Source organism: Streptomyces sp. 6-11-2 (assembly GCF_006540305.1).
In the GTDB taxonomy this organism is placed as follows: Bacteria; Actinomycetota; Actinomycetes; order Streptomycetales; family Streptomycetaceae; genus Streptomyces.
In genome coordinates this window covers 6,146,240-6,172,867 of sequence record NZ_BJOR01000001.1, presented here as the reverse complement: position 1 = coordinate 6,172,867, position 26,628 = coordinate 6,146,240, and the positions used below count along the sequence as shown (strand labels likewise).

Genomic DNA, 26,628 nt, shown 5'->3' with positions numbered 1-26,628 from the left:
GTCGCTACGCCTTCGGCGTGGCGTGCGGCGCGCAGGTCACGTCCGCAGTGTCGACCTTGCCGGTGAGCAGGTAGGTGTCCACCCGGTCGTTGATGCACGGGTTGGCCAGGCCGGTGACGCCGTGGGAGCCCGCGTCCTTCTCGGTGATGAGACGGGAGCCCTTGAAGCGCTTGTGCAGCTCGACGGCGCCGGCGTACGGGGTGGCGGCGTCGCGCGTGGACTGCACGATCAGCACCTGCGGCAGGCCCTTGCCGGTCTTCACGTCCACCGGGTTCTGCTGCTTGACCGGCCACGTGGCGCACGGCAGGTTCATCCACGCGTTGGCCCACGTCATGAACGGGGCGGTCTTGTGGAGCCTCGTGTTGTCCCGGTCCCACGTCTGCCAGTTGGTGGGCCACTTGGCGTCGGTGCACTCCACGGCGGTGTAGACGGCGTTGCCGTTCTCCGAGGAGATGTTGCCCGCGATGTCGGACATGTCCGGGGCGGCGGCGTCGATCAGCGCCTGGGTGTCACCGGCGACGTACTTGCTGAACACCCTCGCCACCGGCGCCCACGACGAGTCGTAGTAGGGCGCGCTCTGGAAGAAGGAGATCAGCTCGTTGGGGCCGACGACCCCGCCGATGGGGCTCTTCTTGGCGGTGGCGCGCAGCTTCAGCCACTGCCCCTGGACGGCGTCACGGGTGGTGCCCAGGTGGTAGGTGGCGTCGTTCGCGGCGACCCAGTCCTGCCAGTCCTTCCAGCGGCCCTCGAAGGCGGTGTCCTGGTTCAGGTTGGCCTGGTACCAGATGTTCTCGCGCGCCGGGTTGACCACGCTGTCGACGACCATCCGGCGCACGTGGCCCGGGAACATCGTGCCGTAGACGGCGCCGAGGTAGGTGCCGTAGGAGACGCCGAGGAAGTTGAGCTTCTGCTCGCCGAGCGCGGCGCGGATGACGTCCAGGTCGCGGACCGTGTTCGCGGTGGTCATCGACTGGAGCATGGCGCGGCCGGTGCGCTCGTAGCAGCCCTGCGCGTACTCGCGGGCCAGCGTGCGCTGGATGCTCTTGTCGGCCTCGGAGTCGGGCACCGGGTCCATCCCGGAACCCTGGGCGAACTCCTGAGGGTCCGCACAGGAGATGGGCGCCGAGTGGCCGACACCGCGCGGGTCGAAGCCGACGAAGTCGTAGGCCTTCGCGACGTTGGCCCAGATCGCGTTCTTGTTGGTGACCCGGGTCGGGAAGCGCAGGCCCGAACCGCCGGGGCCGCCCGGGTTGTAGACGAGGGCGCCCTGGCGCTCCTCCTTGGTGCCGGTGTTGCCGATCCGGTCGACGGCCAGCTTGATCTGCTTGCCGTACGGGTCGGCGTAGTCGAGCGGCACCGAGACGTAACCGCACTGGATGGGCTTGACCAGCCCCCAGTCGGCGGGGCAGTCCTGCCAGTCGATGCCGGCCTTCGCGGCACGCTCCGCGGCGATCGCCGCGCCACGCGTCTCGCGGTCCTGGCCCTGGCCGTTGTTCGCGCCGGCCGCGGGCGTCGCCACGGCGCCGGCCATCAGGGTCGCCGTGACCAGCACGCCGGCCGAACCGAGCGCCAGCGCACGGCTCTTGGGTCTCACGTCCCTCAAGTGGGACCTCCCCGTACATCGTTACGAATTGGGTACGGGGATCCTTGCGGCTGTGAGGTCCCTGAGAACAGGGGGCGTTGACCTTCTTTGCCAATCCGATAAGCGGCGCGCCGTGTCCCGCTGAGCGGAGTTCCGAGGGGCACGGCAACGGCGCGGGGCCCTGGGGCTGTTCGCCACTCACCCGGGCGCCTGAGCGCACCGCCTTGCGGCACGACGGCACAACGGGGCCCCTCGCGGGCCCCTTGGGGTATTCAACTGCCCCGTCGGGCAGTGCAGTTCAGACCAGCCGGCCACGCGGGACGCATGCGGCCCCAGGCCTCACCTACTGGCGGACCTCCGGCCCCCGATGGTCCGCCGAGATGCCGAAGCGCTGCTGCTCACGAGGGGCGGACGGGACGTCGTGGACCTGCGAGACGGCGCCGACCACCGGGTCCCCGGCAGGCTCCGCGAGCTGCTCGAGCCGTTCCAGATCGGCGGCGGAGACCAGGGCGACGAGCGACTTGCCGTGCCGTGTGACGACCACGCGCTCACCGCCGTACACCACCCGGTTGATCAGGTCGGCGAGCTCAGCCCTGGCTTGCGTCACCGGAATCTCGTAGGCCATACCCCCACCTTACGGGGCGTTCGCGCCGCTCTCAGGGCTGCGACCGCCCGCCGGAGAAGCCTGCGGAGCACCGCCCCAGCGCCCGCCTCAGCTGCTCCAGCTCGATGTCGGGCAGAGCACCGCCCTGCGCGAACTTCAGCACGTGCTCGGCCACCGTGCGCAGCTTGGTGTTCGACCGCTGGGAGACCTCCCGCAGGACCTGCCAGGCGTCCTCGGGCGGGATCCGCCCGAAGGTCACCACGGCGCCGATCGCCTGGTCGATCACGGCGTGCGAGGTCAGGGCCCGCTGGAGCTGATCGATCTCCTGGCGCAGCCGCTCGTGCTCCAGCACCAGATCTGCGGCGGAGAGCGGCGGGAGAGGGTGCCGCTCGGACATCGCGAAGAACACCATGGCCAGTCCCCTGGGTCGTCGAGCACCCGCGCTTCCAGCTTCACCCCGCAGGAGACCGTGCACGACCCGGGACCGTTCCCGCACCCGGCCCGGGAAAGCCCTCGGCAAGTAATGTACGTCCTGTACATTTCTCACGGAGCCTGCTCCGACCGGAGCCGGCGCCGCCGCATGGAGGGGTGTGCCATGACGCGGCCGTCCGCCCGCTACGTCCTGCCGGAGTTCACCGAGATCACCAGCGCCGGCCGGCGCTCCCTGGATCCGTACGCGAAACCGCTCGAGGAGCGGATCGTCCTCCTCGGCACACCGATCGACGACACCGCGGCGAACGACGTGATCGCACAGTTCGTCCACCTGGAGCACCGGACGCCCGGACGGGACATCTCGCTCTGCGTCAACTCGCCCGGCGGCTCGTTCAGCGCGACGCCGGCCGTCCACGACACGATGCGGTACGTGTGCTGCGACGTGGAGACGATCCGACTGGGCCAGGCCGTCGCGTCCGCGGCGGCGCTGCCGGCCGCGGGCACCCCGGGCAAGCGGTACGCGCCGCCCGGCGCCCGCGTGGTCCTGCGGCAGCCGTCACTGCCCGAGCCGGTCGAGGGCCAGGCGTCCGACCTGGCGGTCCAGGCGGACGAGCTGACGCGGATGCGCGCCCGCCTGGAGGAGCTGCTCGCGCGGAGCACCGGGCGGTCCGTGCGGCGGGTGCGGACCGACCTGGAGCGGGAGCAGGTACTGGACGCGCAAGAGGCCCTGACATATGGACTGATTGACTGAATCGTCCCGAACCGCGGGGCCACGCGCACCGCGCCGGACGCGGGGTGAGCCTCCGATGCCGCCACCCGAGCCGCCGCCCCTGCCGGCGCTGACCCGCGCCGAGGCGGAGCTGATCGACCGTCACCTGGAGGCGGCCGACCTGCTGGGCCGCGTCAACCCGGGACGGCCCGGAGACACCTACCGGGCCCTGAGTGCCGCCCAGGCGCTCGCCGGCAGGGCGGTGGAGCTGCGCGACACCCTGGCATTGATGCACCGGCGGGGCGAGACCGAGCTGCACGCGGACACTCCGGCCCGGGCTCTGCGAGTGCTGGAAGTCGAGCGGCGCACGGCCCGTGTCACCCTTCCCCCCGACTGCGGAAGTTGACGTCGTCCACAGCCGCGGTCTCGGCGGGGAAAGGGGCCCATCTGTCTGGACACGGGGTGAAATCGCCCCGAATGACCGACCGCCTTTCGGTGTAGGTTCAGCTCCTTTTTCGGGACCGCCGCAGTCGCGCAACACGCCTCCACGAATGGCGGAATGAGGTGCTCCGCTGCTGGTCCGGGGGTCGTCGCGGGCGGGGGCAACCGTTCGATCGCGAGGGTGTCCACCCGAACGGGCGCGTGGTGAGTAACAACACAAACACGCGGTTCCATTGGGATTTTCGGACATCCGTAGGTGAAGATCCCTGTCTGACGACAAGCCCCCGCCACAACGGCGGGGCGGTCCGGGCGGACGCCGAGTCCTGCCGCCGCCCGGATGACCGGTCGACAGGAGTGGATCGGCAGGAGTGGAGGACCCAAGCACGACGGGTCGCCGGAACGGTCACGCCATGGCCGGTCCGAGCAGCCCTTGGGGTGAAGCCGCGACAACGCGGCCGGGCAACTTCGCCAGCCCGAATCCGACAGGTCATCCTTCACAGGCGGCTGACGAAGGGTTGCGCATGACTGCGCTCAATCGTGTCCCGTCGCTGATGGCCCGGGCCGGCACGGCCTCGGCCCTGACCCTGGCCGCCGTGGGCGGCTCGATCGTGGTCCCGGGTGTGGCCTCCGAGGCCTCGGCCGTGACCACCGCGAACACGGCGCTGCGGATCGCGGCGTCCAAGCAGGGCTCGCCCTACCAGTGGGGCGCCACGGGGCCGCGGAGGTTCGACTGCTCCGGGCTCACGCTGTACTCGTTCAAGAGGGCGGGCAAGAAGCTGCCCCGCACGGCCGCACAGCAGTACAACAACAGCCGGCACATCTCCGCGGGCAGCCGCCGAGCCGGGGATCTGGTGTTCTTCCACTCGGGCTCGCACGTCTACCACGTGGGCATCTACGCCGGCAAGGGCAAGATCTGGCACGCTCCGAAGACCGGGGACGTGGTGAAGCTCCAGAAGATCTGGACGAAGAGCGTCTGGTACGGCCGGGTGAGCTGACCCGGCCGCAGTGCGGTGCCGTGCGGTGGCGGAGCTTCGACGTCGCCACCGCACGTTCCTACGGTTCCTGACCCGCGGCAGTCACGGGGCGGGCGGGAACCGTCCACGGAAGTTCGATGCAGACCGTCTTGCCGCCCTCCCGGGTCGGCCGCACGGTCAGTCTGCCGCCGCACTCGGCGGTGAGCCACCGGATGATCACCATGCCCCGGCCGTTGTCCTGCTGGACGGCGGCCGGCAGGCGTTTCGGGAACCGGGGGTGGCTGTCGGTGACCCCGATGCGCAGTCGTTCGTCACGCACGAGGACGAGGTCCACCGTGAAGGTGGGTGACTGCCCCAAAGTGTGCTGTACGGCGTTGGTGGCGAGTTCGGACACGATGAGCCGGACCGTCTCGGCGGTGTCCGTGGCCGGCGGCAGGCCCCACTCCGCGAGCGTGCCGGCCACATAGGCACGGGCCGCACAGACCGAGGCGGGATCGCTCGGCAGAGTGACGGATGCTTCCAGATGGTCTGCCATGGCGAGGTCGTCCCTTTCCCACGGGGCCGGAGTCCGACACTTGGCGGATGGTTCGAGTACGGTCCCGCACTGGTGCTTCGCCGTCAGACTGCCATCACCTCTCCGGTCTCGGTGGCGATCCACCGAGATATGCATATATCTGTCGCTCGATGCGGTGAACTCTGCGACGGCAGACCGTATCCGGAGCGGGTCGCGTGGAGCGTTCAGAGGGAGCGAGGGAGTAGCCCATGCAGCACGGTCCCGAGGTGCGCCGCCGGAAGCTGGGCGCCGAACTGCGCGCGCTGCGCACCGGCGCGGGCCTCACCAGCGGTGAGGCGGCCCGCCTGGTCGGCTGGCACCAGTCGAAGGTCAGCCGGATCGAGACCGGCACCAGCGGGGTGAAACCGGCCGACGTGCGCTCGCTCCTGGACGCGTACGCGGTCCACGACACCCAGCTGCGCGAGCTGCTCCTGGTGCTCGCGGGGCTGGACGACGGCGGCGACCGGCACCACTGGTGGCACGCCTATCGCGGAGTGCTGCCGCCGACCTACCGGGACTTCATCAGCCTGGAGTCGCAGGCGAGCGGGATGCGCACCCTGGAGACCTCGGTCGTGCCCGGACTGCTCCAGACACCCGAGTACGCCCGCGCGGTCACCCGGGCCGCGGTGGACGGGCTCGACGAGGACGGGCTGGACGCGCTGGTGGAGGTGCGGCTGGCCCGCCAGGACGTGCTGCGCTCGCGACCGCCGCTGGAGCTCGATGCGGTGCTGGACGAGGCGGTGCTGCGCAGGGAGGTGGGCGGGCCCGAGGTCATGAGGCGGCAGCTGGAGCGGCTGACGGAGGCGGCCCGGCTGCCCCAAGTACGGCTCCAGGTGTTGCCGTTCGCCGCCGGCGCGCATATCGGGATCACCGGCCCTTTCGTTATCTTCTCGTTTTCGAACACTTCCGATCTGAACGTGGTGGTTCTCGACCACTTGACGAGTAGCCTCCACCTCGAGCGGAAAGAAGACCTAGAGGCCTACGCCGAGGCCTTCGACACCCTGCGGATCCACGCCCTCTCGCCCGAGGACTCGTTGGACTTCATCGCCGGGATACGCCAGACCCCCTGACGGCGCACAAGCGCGTACCGCGTAAGGAGGCCCCATGTCCACTCCGCCTCGGCACGTACCTTCCAGCACCGATCTGCACGGCGTGCGCTGGCTGCGCAGCAGCTACAGCACGGGAGCCAACAACTGCGTCGAGACGGCCCGGCCCGCCACGGGACCGTGGGCCGGGCTGCTCGCCGTGCGCGACTCCAAGGCCCCGGCCGGTCCCGCGCTGCTCTTCTCCCCCGCGAGCTGGGCAGGCTTCACGGCAGCGGCACACCGCACCTGACGGACAATCCGGTCATATCCACACCTGGTGGTGCCCGGCCGTGTCACGCCGACTCATGGTCGTGTTCCACCGATCACCCGTACAGCGCGTTCGATCTGCGCCCCGGAGAGGTCCGCGCGGGCGGTCAGCCTCAGCCGTGAGATGCCGTCGGGCACGGAAGGAGGACGGAAACAGCCCACGGCCAGCCCGGCCGCCCGGCAGTCGGCCGCCCATCGCACGGCCCGCTCCGGGGACGGCGCGCGCACCGAGACCACCGCGGCGTCCGGACGCACCGCCTCCAGGCCCGCGGCGGTCAGGCGTGCGTGGAGTTCGGCCGCCACCGCACGCGCGCGTGCCGCCCGCTCCGGCTCGCGGCGCAGCAGTCGCAGCGCCGCGAGGGCGGCGCCCGCGGCCGCGGGCGCGAGACCGGTGTCGAAGATGAACGTCCGGGCCGCGTTGACCAGGTGGTCGATCACCCGCGCGGGCCCGAGGACGACTCCGCCCTGGCTGCCGAGCGACTTCGACAGCGTGGCCGTGGCGACCACGTCGTCGGCGCCCGCCAGCCCGGCCGCGTGCGCGGCGCCGCGGCCGCCCGCGCCCAGGACGCCCAGCCCGTGGGCGTCGTCGACGACGAGACCGGCGCCGTGCTCCCGGCAGACCGCGGCGAACTCCGCCAGCGGGGCCGCGTCGCCGTCGACCGAGAACACCGTGTCCGACACGAGTACGGCCGGGCCCTCGTGCGTTCCGAGCGCCTTGCGCACGGCGTCCGGGTCGGCGTGCGCGACGACCTGTGTCGTGCCCCGGGCCAGCCGGCAGCCGTCGATGAGCGAGGCGTGGTTGCCCGCGTCGGAGACGACGAGCGAGCCGTGCGGCGCGAGCGCGGTGACCGCGGCCAGGTTCGCGGCGTATCCGGAGGAGAAGACCAGCGCCGCCTCGAAACCGCAGAATCCGGCCAGTTCGCGCTCCAGTTCGGCATGGAGTTCGGTGGTGCCGGTGACCAGCCGGGAGCCGGTGGAGCCGCCGCCCCAGGTACGCGCCGCGGCCGCGGCCCCCTCGGTCACCTCCGGATGGCGGGCCAGCCCCAGGTAGTCGTTGCCCGCGAGGTCGAGCAGCGGCGAGTCGGCGGGGCGGGGCCGCAGGGTCCGAACGAGTCCGGCCCGGCGGCGTGCGTCCGCCTGCTCCTCGATCCAGCCGAACGCCATGGGTCCTCCGGGGCTTTTGTAGGCAGTGGACAGACCCTAGCGGCAGGGCCGGCCGCCCATGATGTGGCAATACCCACATGTCGATGCGCCCGTCGTTGTGCGGAGTCTCCTTGGCCGCGGACCGGGCCGTAGGACAGGATCAGCTCTCATGAACCTGCTGAACACGCTGGTGGACAAGGGGCTTCGGCGCGAGTCGCCGACCCGCGGGGAAGCTCTGGCCGTACTGGCCACCTCCGACGACGACCTGCTCGACGTGGTGGCCGCGGCAGGGAAGGTGCGCCGCCACTGGTTCGGCCGGCGGGTGAAACTCAACTATCTCGTCAACCTCAAGTCGGGCCTGTGCCCCGAGGACTGCTCCTACTGCTCCCAGCGGCTCGGCTCGAAGGCGGGCATCCTCAAGTACACCTGGCTCAAGCCCGACGACGCCTCCAGGGCCGCCGCGGCGGGGCTGGCGGGCGGCGCGAAGCGGGTCTGCCTGGTGGCCAGCGGGCGCGGTCCGACCGACCGTGACGTGGACCGGGTCTCCGACACCATCAAGGCGATCAAGGAGCAGAACGAGGGCGTCGAGGTGTGCGCCTGCCTCGGTCTGCTCTCCGACGGCCAGGCCGAACGGCTGCGCGAGGCCGGGGCCGACGCCTACAACCACAACCTCAACACCTCCGAGGCGACGTACGGCGACATCACCACCACCCACACCTACGCCGACCGGGTGGACACGGTGCACAAGGCGCACGCGGCCGGGCTGTCCGCCTGCTCCGGGCTCATCGCCGGGATGGGCGAGAGTGACGAGGACCTGGTCGACGTGGTCTTCTCGCTGCGCGAGCTGGACCCGGACTCCGTTCCGGTGAACTTCCTGATCCCGTTCGAGGGCACACCGCTCGCCAAGGAGTGGAACCTGACCCCGCAGCGCTGCCTGCGGATCCTGGCGATGGTCCGGTTCGTCTGCCCCGACGTGGAGGTGCGGATCGCGGGCGGCCGCGAGGTGCACCTGCGCACCATGCAGCCCCTCGCGCTGCACCTGGCCAACTCGATCTTCCTCGGCGACTACCTGACCAGCGAGGGCCAGGCGGGCAGGGCCGACCTGGAGATGATCGCGGACGCCGGGTTCGAGGTGGAGGGCGCCGACCAGGTGACGCTGCCCGAGCACCGGGTGGCGGCCGGGGGCGGGTGCGGGTCCCACGAAGGCTCGGGATGCGGATCGCACGAGGGGCCGGGGTGCGGGTCGCACCAGGGTGGCGGGGTCTGCGGTCCCGCCGCGGCACCGGCGGAGGAACCGGCATCGGCACCGGCCGCGACGGGCAACGAGCCGCGCACGGATCTCGTCTCCGTACGCCGCCGGGGCGCCGGAACGGACCTCGCGCCCAATGCCTGAACCGCACACCACGCCCGGCCCGGGCGCGCCCGAGCTGCTGGAGCTCGACCGGCGGCACGTGTGGCACCCGTACGGCCCCATGCCCGGCCGCCACGAACCGCTCGTCGTGGAGTCGGCGAGCGGGGTACGGCTGCGACTCGCGGACGGCTCGGGCGAACTGGTCGACGGCATGTCGTCGTGGTGGGCGGCGATCCACGGCTACAACCACCCGGTGCTGAACGAGGCCGCCCGGGATCAGCTGGAGCGGATGAGCCACGTGATGTTCGGCGGGCTCACGCACGAGCCCGCCGTCCGGCTCGCGAAGCTCCTTGTCGACATGTCACCAGAGGGCCTCGAGCATGTGTTCCTCGCCGACTCCGGTTCGGTGTCGGTCGAGGTCGCGGTCAAGATGTGCCTTCAGTACTGGCGCTCGCTCGGCCGCCCGGACAAGCGGCGGCTGCTGACCTGGCGGGGCGGCTACCACGGGGACACCTGGCAGCCGATGTCCGTGTGCGACCCCGAGGGCGGGATGCACGAGCTGTGGACCGGTGTGCTGCCGCGTCAGGTCTTCGCGGACGCGCCGCCGGCCGAGTACGAGGAGGCGTACGCCGACCATCTGCGGGAGACGGTCGAACGGCACGCCGGCGAACTGGCCGCCGTGATCGTCGAACCGGTGGTGCAGGGCGCGGGTGGAATGCGCTTCCACTCCCCCGCCTATCTGCGGGTGCTGCGCGAGGTGTGCGACGCGCACGACGTGCTCCTGGTGTTCGACGAGATCGCGACCGGGTTCGGGCGCACCGGCGCCCTGTTCGCGGCGGAGCACGCCGGCGTCACTCCGGACGTGATGTGCGTGGGCAAGGCGCTGACCGGCGGCTATCTGACGATGGCGGCGACGCTGTGCACCGCGCGGGTGGCCGAGGGGATCTCGCGCGGCGAGGTGCCGGTGCTCGCGCACGGCCCGACGTTCATGGCCAACCCGCTGGCGGCGGCCGTGGCCTGCGCGTCGATCGGGCTGCTGCTCGGCCAGGACTGGCGCACGGAGGTCAAGCGGATCGAGGCGGGTCTGCGGGACGGACTGGCTCCGGCCGCGGAGCTGCCGGGAGTGCGGGACGTACGGGTCCTGGGCGCCATCGGCGTGGTCCAGCTCGACCACGCGGTGGACATGGCGGCGGCCACCCGGGCGGCCGTGCGCGAGGGCGTGTGGCTGCGGCCGTTCCGTGACCTGGTGTACACGATGCCGCCGTACGTCACCGGTGACGTGGACGTGGCACGGATCGCGCGCGCGGTGTGCGCGGCGGCACGGGAGGGTTGAGATGCCGGTACTGGTGATCACGGGCACGGGCACGGAGGTCGGCAAGACGGTGGCGACGGCCGCCGTCGCCGCGGCGGCCGTCGCGGCCGGGCGGTCGGTGGCCGTGCTGAAGCCCGCGCAGACCGGCGTGGGGCCGGACGAGCGCGGGGACGCCGACGAGGTCGCTCGGCTGGCCGGTGCGGTGACCGCGCGCGAACTCGCCCGCTATCCCGAGCCGTTGGCGCCCGCGACGGCGGCCGTGCGGGCCGGGCGGGCGCCGGTGAGCCCGCACGAGGTGGCCGAGGCCGCCGCCAAGCTGGCCACCGAGCACGATCTGGTGCTGGTGGAAGGCGCGGGCGGGCTGCTCGTCCGCTTCGACGCGGACGGCGGCACTCTGGCGGACGCGGCGAAGCTGCTGGGTGCCCCGGTGCTGGTCGTGGCCACGGCCGGTCTGGGCACGCTGAACACGACGGAGCTGACGGCCCGTGAACTGCGGGCCCGCGACCTGGATCTCCTCGGCGTGGTGATCGGCAGCTGGCCCGCCGAGCCCGACCTCGCCTGCCGCTGCAACGTCACCGACCTCCCCGAAGCGGCCGGCGCCCCCTTGCTCGGCGCCCTCCCCGAGGCTGCGGGCGCCCTGCCGCCGGGGACCTTCCGGTCCCTGGCCTCCGAGTGGCTGGCCCCCTGTCTGAGCGGCAGGTGGAACGCGGAGGAGTTCACCACCCGGGAGGCACCCGCGCCGTTCGCACGGGGGGCCTGAGCAGGACGGGGCCCGGCCGCACCCGGGACGGCGGACGTACGGACACCTGGCCCGCGTGCCCGGACGCCGCCCGGGTGCGGCCGGGCCTCGGGCGGGCCCGGACCCCGGCGGCCGGATGACGGCCGCGGCGGACCCGTGCGCGGCGGCCGGGCGCCGAGCCGTCGGGCCAACCCGGACGAGCACACGGCCGACGCCGCAGGCGAACGCATCGGGGACGGATACGGCTCACGCCATCCAACGCGGTCGACCGCGAGCCCACCCCACGCGCATCGGGCGGCCCCCGGGCCCCGGCGGCCGAGTGACGGCCGCGGCCGGCCCGCGCGCGGCAGCCGGGCGCCGGACCATCACCCTTGCCTGCAGGCTCGTCGGGCCGACCCGGACACCCGGGATGCGCCGGCGGGGTCGGGGGTCGGCATGGGCGGGCGTGCGGTGGGTGGGCGCGGGGGACACTCAGCGTAGGCCCGTCACGGTCGGGGAGGGTGTCATGTTCTTGCGGTCCGCCGGCTCCGGGAAGGCGGCGCGGGATGCCGTGCGGCATCCGGTGTTCGCCCGTTACTACGCCCGCGCCGGCGTGGCCGCGGAGACCAGCATGGGCATGGCCGGGGTGCGCCGGCGGCTGCTGGCCGGGCTGTCCGGGCGGGTGATCGAGATCGGCGCGGGCAACGGGCTGAACTTCGCGCGCTATCCGGGCTCCGTCGCGGAGGTCGTCGCGATCGAACCGGAGCGGCTGCTGCGGCAGCGGGCGGTCGAGGCCGCCGTGCGCGCCGAGGTCCCGGTCGACGTGGTGCCGGGCTGCGCGGAGGCACTGCCGGTCAAGAGCGAGGCGTTCGACGCGGTGGTGCTCGCGCAGGTGCTGTGCAGCGTGCGCGACGTGCCGCGCGCGCTCGCCGAGGCGCGGCGGGTGCTGAAGCCCGGCGGCGAGGTGCGGTTCTTCGAGCACGGCAGGGGCGGCGGCCGGGCGATGAACCTGACCCAGCGCGCCCTGGATCTCACCGTGTGGCCGCTGCTGTGCGGCGGCTGCCATCTGTCCCGCGATCCGGTCTCCGCCCTGCGCGACGCCGGGTTCGAGCTCGGCCCCTACCGGCGGATGCTGGTTCCGGAGCAGGGTCCGCTCCAGCCCTCCTCGTACTGCGCGCTGGGCACCGCCTGGCGACCGGTCTCCACCGGCCTCGGTGATCGGCCGACCACCTGATCGGCCCATCAGCTGGTCACTCGCGCTTCCGCCGCGCGGGCACGGGCACAGCGTGGAGCCTGCATGCCTCTCACACGGGTATCAGGGCCCCGTCCTGAAGACGGAGACCGCTGCTGGGCCCAACGGAGGATACCGACTGTGGGCCCGATCACATTACGCTCGTCCAGGGACAAACCTGTCATGAGCCAGGACGTATCGGGTCGAAGAACCCCCAAGGAGGCCCCGTGTCCACACCTGCTGCGCCGACGGCCCAGGCGTCGGTCGACGGGATCGCGGCCCGCGCCCGCGGACTGACCAAGGCGTACGGATCGGGCGAGACCGCCGTGCTCGCGCTGGACTCGGTGGACGTCGACATCGAGCGCGGCCGGTTCACCACGGTCATGGGCCCCTCCGGCTCCGGGAAGTCCACGCTGATGCACTGCCTGGCCGGGCTCGACACCGTCTCGGGCGGTCAGGTCTGGGTCGGCGACACCGAGATCACGGGACTGAAGGACCGCGAACTGACCCGGCTGCGCCGGGACCGGATCGGCTTCATGTTCCAGTCGTTCAACCTCATCCCCACCCTGAACGCGCTGGAGAACATCACCCTGCCGATGGACATCGCGGGCCGGAAGCCCGACGAGAAGTGGCTGGACGAGGTCATCGGCACACTGGGGCTGCGCAACCGGCTGGGGCACCGGCCGTCCCAGCTGTCCGGCGGCCAGCAGCAGCGTGTGGCCTGCGCGCGGGCCCTGGCCTCCCGGCCGGAGCTGATCTTCGCCGACGAACCGACCGGCAATCTCGACTCACGGGCCGGTCTGGAGGTGCTCGGCTTCCTGCGCGACGCCGTCGACAGCCTCGGGCAGACCGTCGTCATGGTGACCCACGACCCGAACGCCGCCGCCCACTCCGACCTGGTGCTGTATCTCGCGGACGGCCGGATCGTGGACGCGATGGAGCACCCGACCGCGGAGGCCGTGCTGGAGCGCATGCGCCTGTTCGCCGGAGGAATCGTCTCCAGCTCCGGCCCCACCCCCGACCTCACGCCCGGCCCCACCCCCGGCTCCGCCCCCGGCTTCGATGTGGTCCACGGCCGGTTCGACGGGAACGGCGTCGCCGTCGAGGAGGCCTGACCCCGTGCTCAAGGCGACACTGCGCAGCTTCCTGGCCCACCGGGGGCGGCTGCTGCTCTCGGCCCTGGCCGTCATCCTGTCCGTGGCCTTCGTCACGGGCAGCCTGATCTTCTCCGACACCGTCGCCCGCACCTTCGACCGGCTCTTCGCCTCCACCGCCGCCGATGTGACGGTGGCCCCGAAGCAGGAACTGAAGTCCGCCCTGCCCACCGGGGTCGTGCAGACCGTGCCGGCGTCCCTCGCCCAGCGGGTGGCCGGGGTCGACGGCGTCGCGGCGACGCACGTGGACGTGGCCGTCCAGAACGCCATGGTCGTCGACAGCCGCAACGAACCGGTCGGCCCGACCACGGGCGCCCCGACGATCGTCTCCAACTGGCAGGTCACCGACCGCAGCCCGGTGCGGCTGACCTCCGGCCACGCCCCGCGCGGCGACGGCGAGGCCCTGCTGGACGCCGACACCGCCCGGCACGACGGCGTGCGGATCGGCGACGTGCTCGCGGTCCAGGCGCAGCCCGGCTCGTTCCGCGTCCGGGTCGTCGGCATCGCCACGTTCACCACCACCAACCCGGGCGCGGCCAGGCTCTTCCTGGACACCCCCACCGCCCAGGCCAGGCTGCTCGGCTCCACGGACCGCGCGACGAGCATCTCGGTCGACGCGGTCAGGGGTGTCACCGACGCCGAGCTCAAGCAGCGCGTCGGCCGGGCCGTCGGTACCACCGGCTACGACCTCAGGACGGCTGGTGAGCAGGCCAAGTCCGCCGCCGCCCGGCTCGGCGGATTCGTCAAGATCATCAAGTACGTCATGCTCGGATTCGCCGGGATCGCGGTCCTCGTCGGCGTCTTCCTGATCGTCAACACCTTCTCCATGCTGATCGCCCAGCGCACCCGCGAGCTGGGCCTGCTGCGTGCCCTGGGCGCCGACCGGCGGCAGGTTCGCCGCTCGGTGCTGGCCGAGGCGGTGCTGCTCGGCGTGGTCGGCTCCACGGTGGGGCTGGCGGTCGGGATCGGCCTCGCGGCCGGGCTGATCCGGCTGATGGGCGCCTTCGGCATGAACCTGACGACCGCGGCGATGGTCGTGCGGTGGATCACGCCCGTCGCCGCGTACGCCGTCGGTATCGGCGTCACCTTCCTGGCGGCCTACCTGCCGGCCCGTCGCGCCGCGAGCGTCTCTCCCATGGCGGCCCTGGCGGACACCGAGGTGGCCGGGACGGGGCGGCCGCTGCGGGTGCGCGCGGCGGCGGGCGCGGGCGCGGGCGCGGCCGGGGCGGCCGCGCTCGCGGGCTGCGCCGCCGCGCACCGGACCGCGACCGCCGCCTCGCTGCTGGGCGTGGGCATCGTCCTCACCCTGGTCGCCGCCGTCGTCGCGGGGCCGCTGCTGGTGCGCCCGCTGATCCGGGTGCTGGGCGGGGTCTTCCCGGCGCTGTTCGGGTCCATCGGCCGGATGAGCCAGCGCAACGCGCTGCGCAACCCGCGCCGGACCGGAGCCACGGCGGCGGCTCTGATGGTGGGCCTGGCCCTGGTGGGCGGGCTGTCCGTGGCCAGTGCCTCCATGACCCGCTCCCTGGACCGCCAGATCGACAAGGTGCTGGGCGCCGACTACGTGGTGCAGAACCGCAGCTTCCTGCCGTTCTCCGCGGAGGTCACGGACGCGGTGCGCGGCACCCGGGGCGCCGGCACCGTCGTACGGCAGCGGCTGGCCGCGGTCGCCATGAGACTGCCGGACGGCAAGCGCGTCGAGACCACCGCTTCCGGATACGACCCGCGGTTCGACGCGGTCGTCCGCATGTCGTACGTCCACGGCGACACCGCGGCGGCGCTCGCCGACGGAAACCTCGCCATGGACGCCGGCTTCGCCAGGAAGCACGGGGTGCGGCCCGGGGACGTGCTGCCCGTCGAGTTCCAGGGGGGACGGCAGGCCCGGCTGACCGTGGGCGCACTCACCAACCAGGACCCGGCCGAGGGGTTCGGGGTCCAGGGCGGCGTGTACTTCGGGATCGGAACCGTGGAGAAGTACGTGCCGGGCACCCCGGACGCCGCGGTGTATGTGAACGCCGCTCCGGGCACGGGCACCGATCAGTTGCGCTCCCACCTGGAGAAGGCCCTCGCTCCGTACCCGAATGTGCAGGTGCGCGACCAGGCGGACTACAAGAAGCTGGTCCACGACCAGATCGCGGTGCTGCTCTACCTCGTCTACGCGCTGCTCGGCCTCGCGATCGTCATCGCGGTCCTGGGCGTGGTCAACACGCTCGCCCTGTCGGTGGTGGAGCGCACCCGGGAGATCGGTCTGCTGCGGGCCATCGGGCTGGCCCGCCGGCAGCTGCGGCGGATGATCCGGCTGGAGTCGGTGGTGATCGCGGTCTTCGGCGCGGTCCTGGGGCTGGCACTGGGCCTGGTGTGGGGCCTGTGCACCCAGCGGGTGCTGGCCCTCCAGGGCATGAAGGTGCTGGCCATCCCCTGGAGCACGATCGTGGCGGTGGTGGTCGGCTCGGCGCTCGTGGGCGTCGTCGCGGCCCTGCTGCCCGCGCTGCGCGCCTCCCGGATGAACGTGCTGGCGGCGATCGCGCACGAGTGACGCGGTCGCGGCGGTGCGCGAGCGTCCGGATGCTGGAATGGGGCCCGGCGGGCGGCGGTGCGTGATGTGATCACCGCATGAGCGATCTGCACATACGCGCCGCGACCGCCGACGACCTCGACACCGTGCTGGCCTTCTGGACGACGGCCGCGGAGGGCACCAGCATCAGCGACGACCGGGACGGCATGGCCCGCCTGCTCGCCCGCGACCCGGAGGCCCTGCTGCTGGCGGAGCAGGACGGCGAACTGGCCGGCACGGTCATCGCGGGCTTCGACGGCTGGCGCTGCCACCTGTACCGGCTGGCCGTGCACCCGGACCGGCGGCGCCGGGGCATCGGCTCGGCCCTGCTGGCGGCCGCGGAGGAGCGGTTCGTGCGGCTCGGCGGGCGACGCGGGGACGCCATGGTGCTCACCCGCAACGAGAGCGCGCACCACGCCTGGCGGGCGGCGGGCTACGCGCCCGAGGAGCGCTGGCGGCGCTGGGTGAAGCCCCTGGCGGACTGACCCGTGAGGCTCTGACGGACCGACCTCGAACTCTTCTTTGCCCTTCCTTTACTCTTGGAGGACACCCGGTCCTTCATGAAAGGTTGTGAGCGTCCGCCCATGGGCGAGCCTCCCCGAGCGCGACATAGCGCGCCTGTCCCTGTCCTGCCCGACCATGGGTCGGGGGTGACCCGATGACCGAAGTGCTCCTGTTGCTGGTCGCGGTGCTGCTGAGCCTCGCCTGCGGCGCCTTCGTCGCGGCCGAGTTCTCGCTGACGACCGTCGAGCGCGGTGCCCTGGAGCGGGCGGCCGAGCGCGGTGAGCGCGGCGCGGCCGGCGCGCTGAAGGCCGTACGGAACCTGACCTTCCAGCTCTCCGGCGCGCAGCTCGGCATCACCGTCACCAATCTGGTGGTCGGCATGCTCGCCGAACCGTCGATCGCCAAGCTGATCGCGGGTCCCGTCCAGGCGCTCGGCCTGTCCCGGTCCGCCGCGACCACGGTGGCGCTGGTCCTCGGTACGGCCCTGTCCACCGTGTTCCTGATGGTCGTCGGCGAGCTGGTACCCAAGAACTGGGCGATCTCCTCGCCGCTCGCGGTGGCCAAGCGGGTGGGCAATCCGCAGCGCTGGTTCAGCGCCGCCTTCCGCCCCTTCATCACCCACCTGAACAACACGGCGAACCACCTGGTGCGCCGGCTCGGCGTGGAGCCCGCCGAGGAACTCGCCTCCGCGCGCGGCCCCCAGGAGCTCGCCGCCCTGGCCCGGCACTCCGCCAGGGAGGGCGCCCTGGAGGCGGACACCGCCGAGCTGTTCGTGCGGACCCTCAACCTGGCCGACCTGACCGCGGAGAACGTGATGACCCCGCGCGTCCAGGTCGTGGCCCTGGACGCCCAGGCGACCTGCGAGGACGTGGCGAACGCGACCCGGGCGACCGGGCTGTCGCGGTTCCCCGTGTACCAGGGCGGTCTCGACTCGGTCGTGGGCACCGCCCACATCAAGGACGTACTAGCGGTGCCCGCCGAGCGCCGCACCCGCACGCGGGTCTCCGAGATCATGCGCGAGCCGCTCCTGGTCCCCGAGTCGCTGACCGTCGACCGGCTGCTGGACCGGCTCTCCGGCAAACGCACGATGGCGGTCGTCATCGACGAGTACGGCGGCACCGCGGGCGTGGCGACGCTGGAGGACATCGTCGAGGAGGTGGTCGGCGAGGTGCGTGACGAGCACGACCCGCACGAGACGCCCGACCTCGCCCCGGCCGGGACCGACGAGGAGGGCCGCGGCCTGTACTCGGCGGACGGCTCCGCGCGGGTGGACCAGCTCGCGCGCGTCGGGCTGCGGGTCCCGGAGGGCCCGTACGAGACGCTGGCCGGCCTGATCGCCACCGAGCTCGGCCGGATCCCCGGGACCGGCGACATCATCCAGGTCGCCGGATGGCGGCTGGACGTGGTGGACGCGAGCGGCCGCCGGGCCGCGCGCGTGCTGCTGCACGCGCCGCTCGACGACGAGGACGGCGACGGCCGCGAGGGACCCGCACGGCGGACCGATCATCCGCGCGGTGACGCGCACGACGAGAAGAGGGCCGGCCGGTGACCGCCGTACAGATCCTGATCGGCCTGGCGTCCCTGTTCGTCAACGCCTTCTTCGTGGGCGCCGAGTTCGCGCTGATCTCGGTGCGCCGCAGCCAGGTCGAGCCGTACGCCGAGGAGGGTGACCGGCGCGCCAGGAGCGTACTGTGGGGCCTGGAGCACGTGTCCGCGCTGCTGGCCGCGGCACAGCTCGGCATCACCCTGTGCACCCTGGTCCTCGGTGTGGTCGCCGAGCCGGCGATCGCGCACCTTCTGGAGCCGGTGTTCCACGCGGTGGGCGTGCCGGCGGGGGCGGGCCACGCGGTGTCGTTCGTGATCGCGCTCGCTCTGGCGACGTATCTGCACATGCTGCTCGGCGAGATGGTGCCGAAGAACGTCGCGCTCGCGGAGCCGGTGCGCAGCGCGCTGCTACTCGGACCGCCGCTGGTCGCGCTGTCCCGGGCGCTGCGTCCGGTGATCTTCACGGTGAACGCGTTCGCGAACAGCCTGCTCAAGCTGTTGCGGGTGGAGGCCAAGGGCGAGGTCTCGTCGACCTTCACGGACGCGGAGCTGGCCCAGATCGTCAAGGACGCCAGCGCGGCCGGCCTCATCGACGACCGGGCGCAGGAGCGGCTGCACGACGCGCTGGAGCTCGGCAGCCGGCCGGTGCGCGACGTGGTGCTCCCGCTGGAGCGGGTGGTCCACGCGCGTCTGGGGATCACTCCCGAGCAGTTGGAGCGGCTGTCGGCCGAGTCCGGTTTCTCGCGCTTCCCCGTGGTCGACGAGGAGCGCCACATCGTCGGCTACCTGCATGTGAAGGACGCCCTGGACGCCTCGCCGCGAGGAGAGCCGTTCCGGCTGCGGGACATGCGCGCGATCGCCCGGGTCCGCGAGGGCACTCCGCTGGACGACGTGCTGACCGCGATGCGCGGCAGCCGTACGCATCTGGCGGCGGTCCTGGGTGCCGACGGCCGGCTGGCGGGCCTGGTGACGATGGAGGACGTGCTGCGGGAGCTCTTCGGACCGGCGGGAGTGACCGGGATGGCCTGACCCCGGCGGACCAACCGCTTGGTATGGCGCCGGGTCGCGGGGATACCATCGCTCACGCCATGCAGACGAATCCCACGTACACCAGCCTGGTCGCGGTCGGCGACTCCTTCACCGAGGGCATGTCGGACCGGCTGCCCGACGGTTCGTACCGCGGCTGGGCGGACCTCCTCGCGGCGCGGCTGGCCGCCCGCACGCCCGGCTTCCGGTACGCCAACCTCGCCGTGCGCGGCAAGCTCATCGGACAGATCGTCGACGAGCAGGTGGAGACGGCGGCGGCCATGCGGGCCGATGTCGTGACGCTGGTGGGCGGCCTCAACGACACGCTGCGGCCCAAGTGCGACATGGGCAGGGTCACGGGGCTGCTCACGGAGGCCGTGGAGCGGCTGGCGCCGTCGTGCGAGCGGCTGGTGCTGATGCGCAGCCCCGGCCGGCAGGGCCCCGTCCTGGAGCGCTTCCGGCCCCGCATGGAGGAGCTGTTCGCCTGCGTCGACGAGCTCGCCGAACGGCACGGCGCGCTCGTCGTCGACCTGTACGGGGCACCGTCGCTCGCCGACCCCCGGCTGTGGGACGTGGACCGGCTGCACCTAACCGCCGAGGGCCACCGCCGGGTCGCGGAGGCGGTGTGGCAGACGCTCGGCCACGAGCCCGAGGACGCCGAGTGGCGTACGCCCGTGCCGGCGACCGCGCGTCCGGACTGGCGCACCCGCAGGGTGGCGGACGCCCGCTTCGCCCGGCAGCATCTGCTGCCGTGGATAGGACGGCGCCTGACCGGCCGTTCCTCGGGCGACGGCCGCCCCGCGAAGCGGCCCGAACTGCTGCCCTACGAGGACCCGGCGCAGCCGCCGACGGCGGCCGACGCGGAGCTCTCGTAGCTTCCCACGAACACCCCCGTGGCGCTGGCCTGCACGAATCGCCAGTAGAATCCGTTCACGTGACTTCAGCGCCCGCCAAGCCCCGCATCCCGAACGTCCTTGCCGGACGTTACGCCTCCGCCGAGCTCGCCACGCTCTGGTCGCCCGAGCAGAAGGTGAGGCTGGAGCGGCAGCTCTGGCTCGCCGTGCTGCGCGCCCAGAAGGACCTCGGCATCGAGGTGCCGGACGAGGCGATCGCCGACTACGAGCGGGTCCTCGACCAGGTCGACCTGGCCTCGATCGCGGAGCGCGAGAAGGTCACCCGGCACGATGTGAAGGCGCGGATCGAGGAGTTCAACGACCTCGCCGGGCACGAGCACGTGCACAAGGGCATGACCTCCCGTGACCTGACGGAGAACGTCGAGCAGCTGCAGATCCGGCTCTCGCTGGAGCTGGTGCGTGACCGTACGGTCGCCGTCCTCGCCCGGCTGGGCAGGCTGGCCGCCGAGTACGGCGAGCTGGTCATGGCCGGCCGCTCGCACAACGTCGCCGCGCAGGCGACCACCCTCGGCAAGCGTTTCGCGACCGCGGCGGACGAGCTGCTGGTGGCGCACGGACGGGTCGAGGAACTGCTGGGGCGCTACCCGCTGCGCGGTGTCAAGGGCCCGGTGGGCACGGCCCAGGACATGCTGGACCTGCTGGGGGGCGACGCCTCGAAGCTCGCGGAGCTGGAGCGGCGCGTCGCCGGGCACCTCGGCTTCTCGCGGGCGTTCACCTCGGTCGGCCAGGTCTACCCGCGCTCGCTGGACTACGAGGTCGTCACCGCGCTGGTGCAGCTGGCGGCGGCGCCCTCCTCGCTGGCGAAGACGATCCGGCTGATGGCCGGGCACGAGCTGGTCACCGAGGGCTTCAAGCCGGGCCAGGTCGGCTCCTCGGCGATGCCGCACAAGATGAACACCCGCTCCTGCGAGCGCGTCAACGGCCTGATGGTGATCCTGCGCGGCTACGCCTCGATGACCGGCGAGCTGGCGGGCGACCAGTGGAACGAGGGCGACGTGTCCTGCTCGGTGGTGCGCCGGGTCGCGCTGCCGGACGCGTTCTTCGCGTTGGACGGCCTGCTGGAGACGTTCCTGACGGTGCTCGACGAGTTCGGCGCCTTCCCCGCGGTGATCGCCCGCGAGCTGGACCGCTACCTGCCGTTCCTGGCCACGACCAAGGTGCTGATGGGCGCCGTGCGGGCCGGGGTCGGCCGCGAGGTCGCCCACGAGGCCATCAAGGAGAACGCCGTCGCGACCGCGCTCGCCATGCGCGAGCAGGGCGCCGAGCGCAACGACCTGCTCGACAAACTGGCCGCCGACGACCGTCTCCCGCTCGACCGCGCGGGGCTGGACGCGCTGATGGCCGACAAGCTGTCCTTCACCGGTGCGGCGGCCGACCAGGTCGGCGCGGTCGTGGGCCGGATCGAGGAGATCGTGAAGCAGCGCCCGGAGGCCGCCTCCTACGCGCCGGGGGCGATCCTCTGACCCGTTTCACCCCGGCGGAGCTCCAGGCCGCCCGCGACCGTCCGGTCCCGGATGTCGTCGCGGACGGCCTGAGGGTTCTGTTCTGCGGCATCAACCCCGGTCTGATGACGGCCGCGACCGGCCACCACTTCGCACGGCCGGGCAACCGGTTCTGGCCGGTGCTGCACCGGTCGGGGTTCACCCCGAGGCTGATGAAGCCCGCGGAGCAGGGCGAGTTGCTGTCGTACGGGCTGGGTATCACGAACGTCGTGGCGCGGCCGACGGCCCGGGCACAGGAGCTGACGCCCCTGGAGTACCGGGAGGGCGGACGGCTCCTGGCCCTGAAGGTGGCGCGGCTGTGGCCGAGGTGGCTGGCCGTGGTGGGTGTCACCGCCTACCGGGCGGCGTTCGGCGACCGCACGGCCCGAGTGGGGCCGCAGGAACGGACGTTCGGCGAGACGCGGGTGTGGGTGCTGCCCAATCCGAGCGGGCTGAACGCGCATTGGACGGCCGAGACGATGGCTGAGGAGTTCGCGCGGCTGAGGGTGGCCGCGGAGACGTCGTAGCGGACGGGTCACGGCGGATCGACGTCGGTGACGACCGCCAGGAGCTGGAAGGGCAGCTCCTGGCCCCACTGGGAGACCCCGAGCGCTATCCACCGGCCGCTCTCCTGCGCCCTCCACAGCTGGACGTCCGGTACGTGCCCGCTGAGCGAGGCCCATGGCTCGGGCACGTCCTCACCCGCCAGGGTCCGTTCGAGCACGCTGTACAGGCTGAACACCTGCGGCGGGCCCCAGCGTCCGGTGAGCCGCTCCCCCAGTCCGTCCCGGTCGAGTTCGTACTGCCCCGCCGTCGCCTCCCGCCGGCTGCCGTCGTCCTCCCAGAAGTCGTCGCTCGTCTCCAACTCGGCCATCCGGTAACCGGGTCCGGCCGTGCCGAGGTCCGTCCGGGTGCACCGAGCGGGATACTCCCCGCAGCGCAGCCGGTCGATGACGGCGAGAGCCTTCGCGATGTCCATGTGCTCCAGTAAAGCGGCCCCCACTGACAACTGGCGGGGCGTCAGCGACCGCATCCCCGGGCGGGCGGCGCTCCGCCGGGCGCGCGCTCGCGCCGTCCCCGGCGCTCGCTGCCCCGGCCCGTGCCGAGTACGATCCGCCCAACACGCGCACGAGCTGGGAGGACGGACGGTGGGGCGGCTGACCGGCGGGGATCCCTCGCTGCTGCGAAGGATCAACTCCGCGGTGGTGCTGCACGCGCTGCGTGCGACGGACTGTGCGACGCTCACGGAGATCACCCGGGTGACGGGGCTGTCCCGGCCGACGGTCGAGGGCGTCGTGGAGGGCCTGATCGAGGCGGGACTCGTCGTCGAGACGGCGGCCGAGGAGGGTGCCGCACGACGGCAGGGACGGCCCGCGCGCCGGTTCCGGTTCCGGGCCGAGGCCGGGCACCTGCTGGGCCTGGAGATCGGCGCGCACCGGGTCGCCGCGCTGCTGGCCGACCTGGACGGCCGTGTGGTGGGCGCCCAGGCCAAGGACGTGGAGGAGACCGCCGAGGCGGACGAGCGGCTGGAGCGGCTGCGCGGCGCGGTCGCCGAACTGCTGCGCAGGGCCGGTGTCCCGCGCAGTTCGCTGCGGGCCGTCGGGGTCGGCACGCCCGGGATCGTCGAGGCGGACGGCACGGTACGGCTGGGCACCGCGCTGCCCGGGTGGACCGGCCTGCACCTGGGTGAACGGCTGAGCCGTTCGTTCAAGTGCCCGGTGCTCGTCGAGAACGACGCCAACGCGGCGGCGGTGGCCGAGCACTGGAAGGGCGCCGCCACCGAGTCCGACGACATGGTCTTCGTACTGGCGGGGCTGAGCCCGGGTGCCGGTTCACTCATCGGCGGGCGGCTGCACCGCGGGTTCGGCGGGGCCGCCGGCGAGATCGGCGCGCTGCACCTGCTGGGCCGGGAGGCGACCCCCGAGACGCTGCTGTCGACGACGGACCAGCCGCTGCACCCGCTGGACGAGCGGGCGGTGGCCGACGTCTTCGCACTGGCCCGCCGGGGTGACCGGCGGGCCGGCGCGGCCGTCGAGCGGTTCATTCAGCGGCTCGTCCACGATGTGGCGGCGCTGGTGCTGGCCCTGGACCCGGAACTGGTCGTCATCGGCGGCTGGGCGGCCGGGCTGGACGGCGTGCTGGAACCGTTGCGGCGCGAACTGGACCGCTACTGCCTGCGGCCGCCCAAGGTCACCCTGTCGATGCTCGGCGAGGCGGCCGTGGCGACGGGCGCGCTCCGGCTGGCCCTCGACCACGTCGAGGAGCAGCTGTTCGCGGTGGAGGGCACGGTGACGGCGCGCCGGTCCCCGTGAGGGGCTGCCGTAGGGGGGTGTGGCCCGGCTTCTTCCGGTGACGGGCCGCCGGACCCGGTGACAAGCCGCCGGACCCGGTGACGGGCCGCCGGTGCCGGTGGCAAGCCGCCGGACTCGGTGACGGCCGGCCTGCTGGTCCCCGTGAGGGGCCGCTGTGAAGGGGCCGCCCTGAGTCGTCGCCGGGGGGGGCCGCTCCTCCCGGCGACGACTGACCGTTCCCGATGACGAGCCGTCGCCGTCAGTGGCTCCGCGGTGAGGGGTCCGGGGCCACCCTCCCGGTGATGACCAACCCGTCCCGGTGCCGGCCCGCTCCTTCCCGTGACGGCAGGCCGTCCGCCGTGACGGCCTGCCGCCGAGGGCGGGTAACGCCGGCCAGGGGACCTGCCGGCCGGAAGACCGGCCGGCTAGTGCTGTGACCGGAAAGGTTCACCGGCTCGCGACGCCCGGCACGGCACTCCCCCAGCCTTCGGCCGGGGGTACCCCCACGCCGCGTTGTCGCATCACCCGAGTACATCCAGTACGCGGGCAATGCTCCGCCTTGCGATGCTCCCCCACTGCCTGAACGGCGTGGAAGGTGCCCCCAGCACCGGACGCCGCGAGCTTCCCGGCAAACCTTCCCGGCCACAGCACTAGGAGGCCTGCTGGTGGGGGCCGTGGTGTATCTCCACGCCGCCCGAGTCCCCGAAGGTCAGACGGCAGGTGTCGGCGCGGTAGGTGGCGACGGAGATCGCGGCCGTGCGTCCCCGGGCGACGAAGCGGGTGGTGACGACGAGTACGGGGGCGCCGGGCAGCCGGTCCAGTTCCTTGGCGTCGTCCGCGCGGGCCGAGCCCAGTTCGACCGAGCGGTCCTGGCCCTCCAGCTCGAGGCGGCGCAGCTCACGCAGCACGGCACGCGCGCGTGCCGGCCCGGACGGCGCGTCTATCGCGCTCAGGTCGGGCACCGATCCGTCCGGAACGTAGAGCAGTTCGGCGGCGACCGGCTGACCGTTGCTCATCCGGGACCTGCGCACCATGTGCACGGACTCCTCGTGGCCGGTCTCCAGGGCGCCGGCGACCGCGGCCGGCGGGACGGCCAGGGTGCAGTCGACGCTCTGCCAGGCGTCACCGGCCGCTCCCGGCCAGGCGTGCTGCTCGGTGCCGACGGCCACGCCCACGCGTGGCGGCGCGACGGTCGTACCCACGCCACGGCGGCGTTGCAGCCGTCCCTCCAGCTCCAGCTGCTCCAGCGCCTGGCGCAGCGTGGCGCGGGCCACGCCGAAGCGGGCGGCGAGCTCCCGTTCGTTGGGCAGGATCTCGCCCACCGAGAACTCGGAGTCCAGTGCCTCGCTGAGCACTGTCCTGAGATGCCAGTACTTCGGCTCCGGCACCGATTCCAGCTGCGTGGTCCCCACCCTGTCCTCCGCAATCGCCGTGATCCGGCCGCGTTTTAGCGCCCTTGTTTATTAAAGGTTGTTGTACTTATCTGCGACGATAAGGCGGCCCCCACCCTTGGTCAAGACCAATCCTCGTTCCCTCGGACGGCGCACAGACACCTGTCGCACGGTGTTCACGACCCGTTCGCACGGGGCCGTATTTCCGGGCATCACGCCGCGGCCCCCGTCATCCGGGACGGGGGCCGCGGCAGCCGCGCAGACGTCTGGGACCGGGGGCCGCGGCAGCCGTGCGGGCGTCGGGGCCGGGAGGCTCAGGCGGCCAGGGACCGCAACTTGTCGGGGTTGCGGACGACGTAGACGGTCTGGACACGCCCGTCGGTCACGTCCAGTTGGAAGACGCTGTCGGGCGCGCCCCCGGACAGGATCAGCACGGCCGGGCCGCCGTTGACCTCCAGGAAGCGGACGGACGGATCCGGGATGCCCTTGTGCGCCACGCCGACCAGGAAGCGGCCCACCTTGTCGGCGCTTTCCAGGACCCGCAGCGGCGCCCTGGCCTTGCCGCCGCTGTCGCCCACCAGGCGGGCGTCGGGCGCGAGCAGCGACATCAACCCGTCCAGGTCGCCGCCCGCCGCGGCGGCCAGGAACCGCTCGGTGAGGTCGCGCCGCTGGTCGGGGTCGACCTCGTAGCGCGACCGCCGTTCGCCCACGTGCCTGCGGGCCCGGCCGGCCAGTTGGCGCACCGCGGGCTCGCCGCGGTCGAGCAGGGCGGCGATCTCCGCGTACGGATAGCCGAAGGCCTCTCTCAGGACGAACACCGCGCGTTCGAGCGGCGACAGCGTCTCCAGGACGACCAGCACGGCGAGCGACACGGAGTCGGCGAGGACGGCCCGCTCCTCCGTGTCCGGGACGGTCTGAGCGAGATCCGTGACCAGCGGTTCCGGCAGCCAGGGGCCGACGTACGACTCGCCGCGCGCCTTGATCCGGCGGAGCCGGTCGATGGCGAGCCGGGTGGTCACCCGCACCAGGTAGCCGCGCGGCTCGCGCACGGCACCCCGGTCGGCGGTGGACCAGCGCAACCAGGCTTCCTGGAGCACGTCCTCGGCGTCCGCCACGCGCCCGAGCATGCGGTAGGCGACACCCATGAGGGCGGGGCGGTGCTCTTCGAAGACTTCGGTCCCGGTATCGGTGGTCACGCCCTCATCCCAGCCGACGTCCGGCGTCCGTGTCCAGGCGCACCGGGCCGGGGGCGCCGTGGCCGCGGAGGGGCGCCGGCGTTTCGGGGTTCGCCTCAGACCTGGGGGCTACCCGTCGGTAGCAATTGCTGACAGTCTGTCTACCGTCGTTGTCGGCGATTCCCGCACGAGGA

Annotated in this window: 26 protein-coding genes and 1 riboswitch; of the genes, 18 read left to right on the top strand and 8 right to left on the bottom strand. The window is 72.7% G+C overall.

What is annotated here, in order from left to right:
* Positions 1 to 4 precede the first annotated feature (4 nt).
* The 3 genes from TNCT6_RS27355 to TNCT6_RS27345 all read right to left on the bottom strand — a co-directional run bounded on the left by TNCT6_RS27355 (position 5) and on the right by TNCT6_RS27345 (position 2,598).
* Complete coding sequence (locus TNCT6_RS27355; protein ID WP_172633043.1) at positions 5 to 1,603, bottom strand: alpha/beta hydrolase; 1,599 nt, start codon at positions 1,601 to 1,603, stop codon at positions 5 to 7.
* Positions 1,604 to 1,925: 322 nt separating this feature from the next.
* A complete protein-coding gene (locus TNCT6_RS27350) occupies positions 1,926 to 2,207 on the bottom strand; it encodes a type II toxin-antitoxin system Phd/YefM family antitoxin (RefSeq protein ID WP_141363153.1) in 282 nt (93 codons plus the stop codon).
* 31 nt (positions 2,208 to 2,238) lie between these two features.
* Complete coding sequence (locus TNCT6_RS27345; RefSeq protein WP_141363151.1) at positions 2,239 to 2,598, bottom strand: ANTAR domain-containing protein; 360 nt, start codon at positions 2,596 to 2,598, stop codon at positions 2,239 to 2,241.
* A gap of 183 nt (positions 2,599 to 2,781) precedes the next feature.
* Between TNCT6_RS27345 and TNCT6_RS27340 the strand changes: the two genes are divergently transcribed.
* From TNCT6_RS27340 to TNCT6_RS27330, 3 genes are all read left to right on the top strand, one after another.
* Positions 2,782 to 3,369 (top strand): ATP-dependent Clp protease proteolytic subunit, encoded by a 588-nt coding sequence (locus TNCT6_RS27340; RefSeq protein WP_141363149.1) that lies wholly within the window; start codon positions 2,782 to 2,784, stop codon positions 3,367 to 3,369.
* Between the two features lie 55 nt (positions 3,370 to 3,424).
* Positions 3,425 to 3,733 (top strand): hypothetical protein, encoded by a 309-nt coding sequence (locus tag TNCT6_RS27335; protein ID WP_141363147.1) that lies wholly within the window; start codon positions 3,425 to 3,427, stop codon positions 3,731 to 3,733.
* Positions 3,734 to 4,072: 339 nt separating this feature from the next.
* Positions 4,073 to 4,286, top strand: a riboswitch (cyclic di-AMP (ydaO/yuaA leader).
* A gap of 3 nt (positions 4,287 to 4,289) precedes the next feature.
* Complete coding sequence (locus TNCT6_RS27330; RefSeq protein ID WP_141363145.1) at positions 4,290 to 4,763, top strand: C40 family peptidase; 474 nt, start codon at positions 4,290 to 4,292, stop codon at positions 4,761 to 4,763.
* Between the two features lie 58 nt (positions 4,764 to 4,821).
* Here TNCT6_RS27330 and TNCT6_RS27325 read toward each other — a convergent pair whose 3' ends face one another.
* Positions 4,822 to 5,277, bottom strand: a complete 456-nt coding sequence (locus tag TNCT6_RS27325) for an ATP-binding protein (RefSeq protein WP_141363144.1) — start codon at positions 5,275 to 5,277, stop codon at positions 4,822 to 4,824.
* A 227-nt stretch (positions 5,278 to 5,504) separates the two neighbouring features.
* On the opposite strand from TNCT6_RS27325, the gene TNCT6_RS27320 reads away from it, so the two are divergent.
* Positions 5,505 to 6,365: a helix-turn-helix transcriptional regulator gene (locus tag TNCT6_RS27320; protein WP_141363142.1), complete on the top strand. Its 861-nt coding sequence runs from the start codon at positions 5,505 to 5,507 to the stop codon at positions 6,363 to 6,365.
* Between the two features lie 34 nt (positions 6,366 to 6,399).
* Positions 6,400 to 6,630, top strand: coding sequence for a DUF397 domain-containing protein (locus TNCT6_RS27315; RefSeq protein ID WP_141363140.1), 231 nt, complete (start codon positions 6,400 to 6,402; stop codon positions 6,628 to 6,630).
* A 53-nt stretch (positions 6,631 to 6,683) separates the two neighbouring features.
* Here the strand turns inward: TNCT6_RS27315 and TNCT6_RS27310 are convergent, their stop codons facing one another.
* Complete coding sequence (locus TNCT6_RS27310; RefSeq protein ID WP_141363139.1) at positions 6,684 to 7,811, bottom strand: 8-amino-7-oxononanoate synthase; 1,128 nt, start codon at positions 7,809 to 7,811, stop codon at positions 6,684 to 6,686.
* 148 nt (positions 7,812 to 7,959) lie between these two features.
* Here TNCT6_RS27310 and bioB point away from each other — a divergent pair, with 148 nt between their 5' ends.
* The 12 genes from bioB (at position 7,960) to mug (ending at position 22,104) form a co-directional block, all read left to right on the top strand.
* Entirely contained in the window at positions 7,960 to 9,183 is a 1,224-nt protein-coding gene (gene bioB / locus TNCT6_RS27305) for a biotin synthase BioB (RefSeq protein WP_141363137.1), read from the top strand.
* A complete protein-coding gene (locus TNCT6_RS27300; protein ID WP_141363135.1) occupies positions 9,176 to 10,474 on the top strand; it encodes an adenosylmethionine--8-amino-7-oxononanoate transaminase in 1,299 nt (432 codons plus the stop codon). Before bioB ends, TNCT6_RS27300 begins: the two co-directional genes overlap by 8 nt.
* Position 10,475: 1 nt before the next feature.
* Entirely contained in the window at positions 10,476 to 11,213 is a 738-nt protein-coding gene (gene bioD / locus TNCT6_RS27295; protein ID WP_141363133.1) for a dethiobiotin synthase, read from the top strand.
* 484 nt (positions 11,214 to 11,697) lie between these two features.
* On the top strand, positions 11,698 to 12,405 hold the full coding sequence (locus TNCT6_RS27290) for a class I SAM-dependent methyltransferase (RefSeq protein ID WP_141363131.1): 708 nt from the start codon (positions 11,698 to 11,700) through the stop codon (positions 12,403 to 12,405).
* Between the two features lie 224 nt (positions 12,406 to 12,629).
* A complete protein-coding gene (locus TNCT6_RS27285; RefSeq protein WP_253266226.1) occupies positions 12,630 to 13,517 on the top strand; it encodes an ABC transporter ATP-binding protein in 888 nt (295 codons plus the stop codon).
* Between the two features lie 4 nt (positions 13,518 to 13,521).
* Positions 13,522 to 16,089 carry an ABC transporter permease gene (locus TNCT6_RS27280; protein ID WP_141363129.1) on the top strand — a complete coding sequence of 856 codons (2,568 nt, stop codon included), beginning with the start codon at positions 13,522 to 13,524 and terminating at the stop codon, positions 16,087 to 16,089.
* Between the two features lie 77 nt (positions 16,090 to 16,166).
* The gene (locus TNCT6_RS27275) at positions 16,167 to 16,592 is read left to right on the top strand and encodes a GNAT family N-acetyltransferase (RefSeq protein WP_141363127.1); all 426 of its coding nucleotides are present in this window, start codon (positions 16,167 to 16,169) and stop codon (positions 16,590 to 16,592) included.
* Between the two features lie 173 nt (positions 16,593 to 16,765).
* Positions 16,766 to 18,160 carry a hemolysin family protein gene (locus TNCT6_RS27270; protein WP_141363125.1) on the top strand — a complete coding sequence of 465 codons (1,395 nt, stop codon included), beginning with the start codon at positions 16,766 to 16,768 and terminating at the stop codon, positions 18,158 to 18,160.
* Positions 18,157 to 19,185, top strand: a complete 1,029-nt coding sequence (locus tag TNCT6_RS27265) for a hemolysin family protein (protein ID WP_141363123.1) — start codon at positions 18,157 to 18,159, stop codon at positions 19,183 to 19,185. The genes TNCT6_RS27270 and TNCT6_RS27265 overlap by 4 nt, the downstream gene beginning before the upstream one ends.
* A gap of 59 nt (positions 19,186 to 19,244) precedes the next feature.
* Positions 19,245 to 20,057, top strand: coding sequence for an SGNH/GDSL hydrolase family protein (locus TNCT6_RS27260; protein WP_141363121.1), 813 nt, complete (start codon positions 19,245 to 19,247; stop codon positions 20,055 to 20,057).
* A 59-nt stretch (positions 20,058 to 20,116) separates the two neighbouring features.
* Positions 20,117 to 21,559, top strand: a complete 1,443-nt coding sequence (gene purB, locus TNCT6_RS27255; RefSeq protein ID WP_141363119.1) for an adenylosuccinate lyase — start codon at positions 20,117 to 20,119, stop codon at positions 21,557 to 21,559.
* A complete protein-coding gene (gene mug / locus TNCT6_RS27250) occupies positions 21,556 to 22,104 on the top strand; it encodes a G/U mismatch-specific DNA glycosylase (protein ID WP_141366827.1) in 549 nt (182 codons plus the stop codon). Before purB ends, mug begins: the two co-directional genes overlap by 4 nt.
* Before the next feature lie 8 nt (positions 22,105 to 22,112).
* Here mug and TNCT6_RS27245 read toward each other — a convergent pair whose 3' ends face one another.
* Positions 22,113 to 22,556 carry a hypothetical protein gene (locus TNCT6_RS27245; protein ID WP_141363118.1) on the bottom strand — a complete coding sequence of 148 codons (444 nt, stop codon included), beginning with the start codon at positions 22,554 to 22,556 and terminating at the stop codon, positions 22,113 to 22,115.
* Positions 22,557 to 22,725: 169 nt separating this feature from the next.
* Here TNCT6_RS27245 and TNCT6_RS27240 point away from each other — a divergent pair, with 169 nt between their 5' ends.
* A complete protein-coding gene (locus TNCT6_RS27240) occupies positions 22,726 to 23,889 on the top strand; it encodes an ROK family transcriptional regulator (protein ID WP_141363116.1) in 1,164 nt (387 codons plus the stop codon).
* Positions 23,890 to 24,518: 629 nt separating this feature from the next.
* On the opposite strand, the gene TNCT6_RS27235 is transcribed toward TNCT6_RS27240, so the two are convergent.
* Together TNCT6_RS27235 and TNCT6_RS27230 are read right to left on the bottom strand one after the other, a co-directional pair.
* Positions 24,519 to 25,280 carry a GntR family transcriptional regulator gene (locus tag TNCT6_RS27235; RefSeq protein ID WP_141363114.1) on the bottom strand — a complete coding sequence of 254 codons (762 nt, stop codon included), beginning with the start codon at positions 25,278 to 25,280 and terminating at the stop codon, positions 24,519 to 24,521.
* Positions 25,281 to 25,573: 293 nt separating this feature from the next.
* Complete coding sequence (locus TNCT6_RS27230; RefSeq protein ID WP_141363112.1) at positions 25,574 to 26,455, bottom strand: RNA polymerase sigma-70 factor; 882 nt, start codon at positions 26,453 to 26,455, stop codon at positions 25,574 to 25,576.
* Positions 26,456 to 26,628 lie beyond the last annotated feature (173 nt).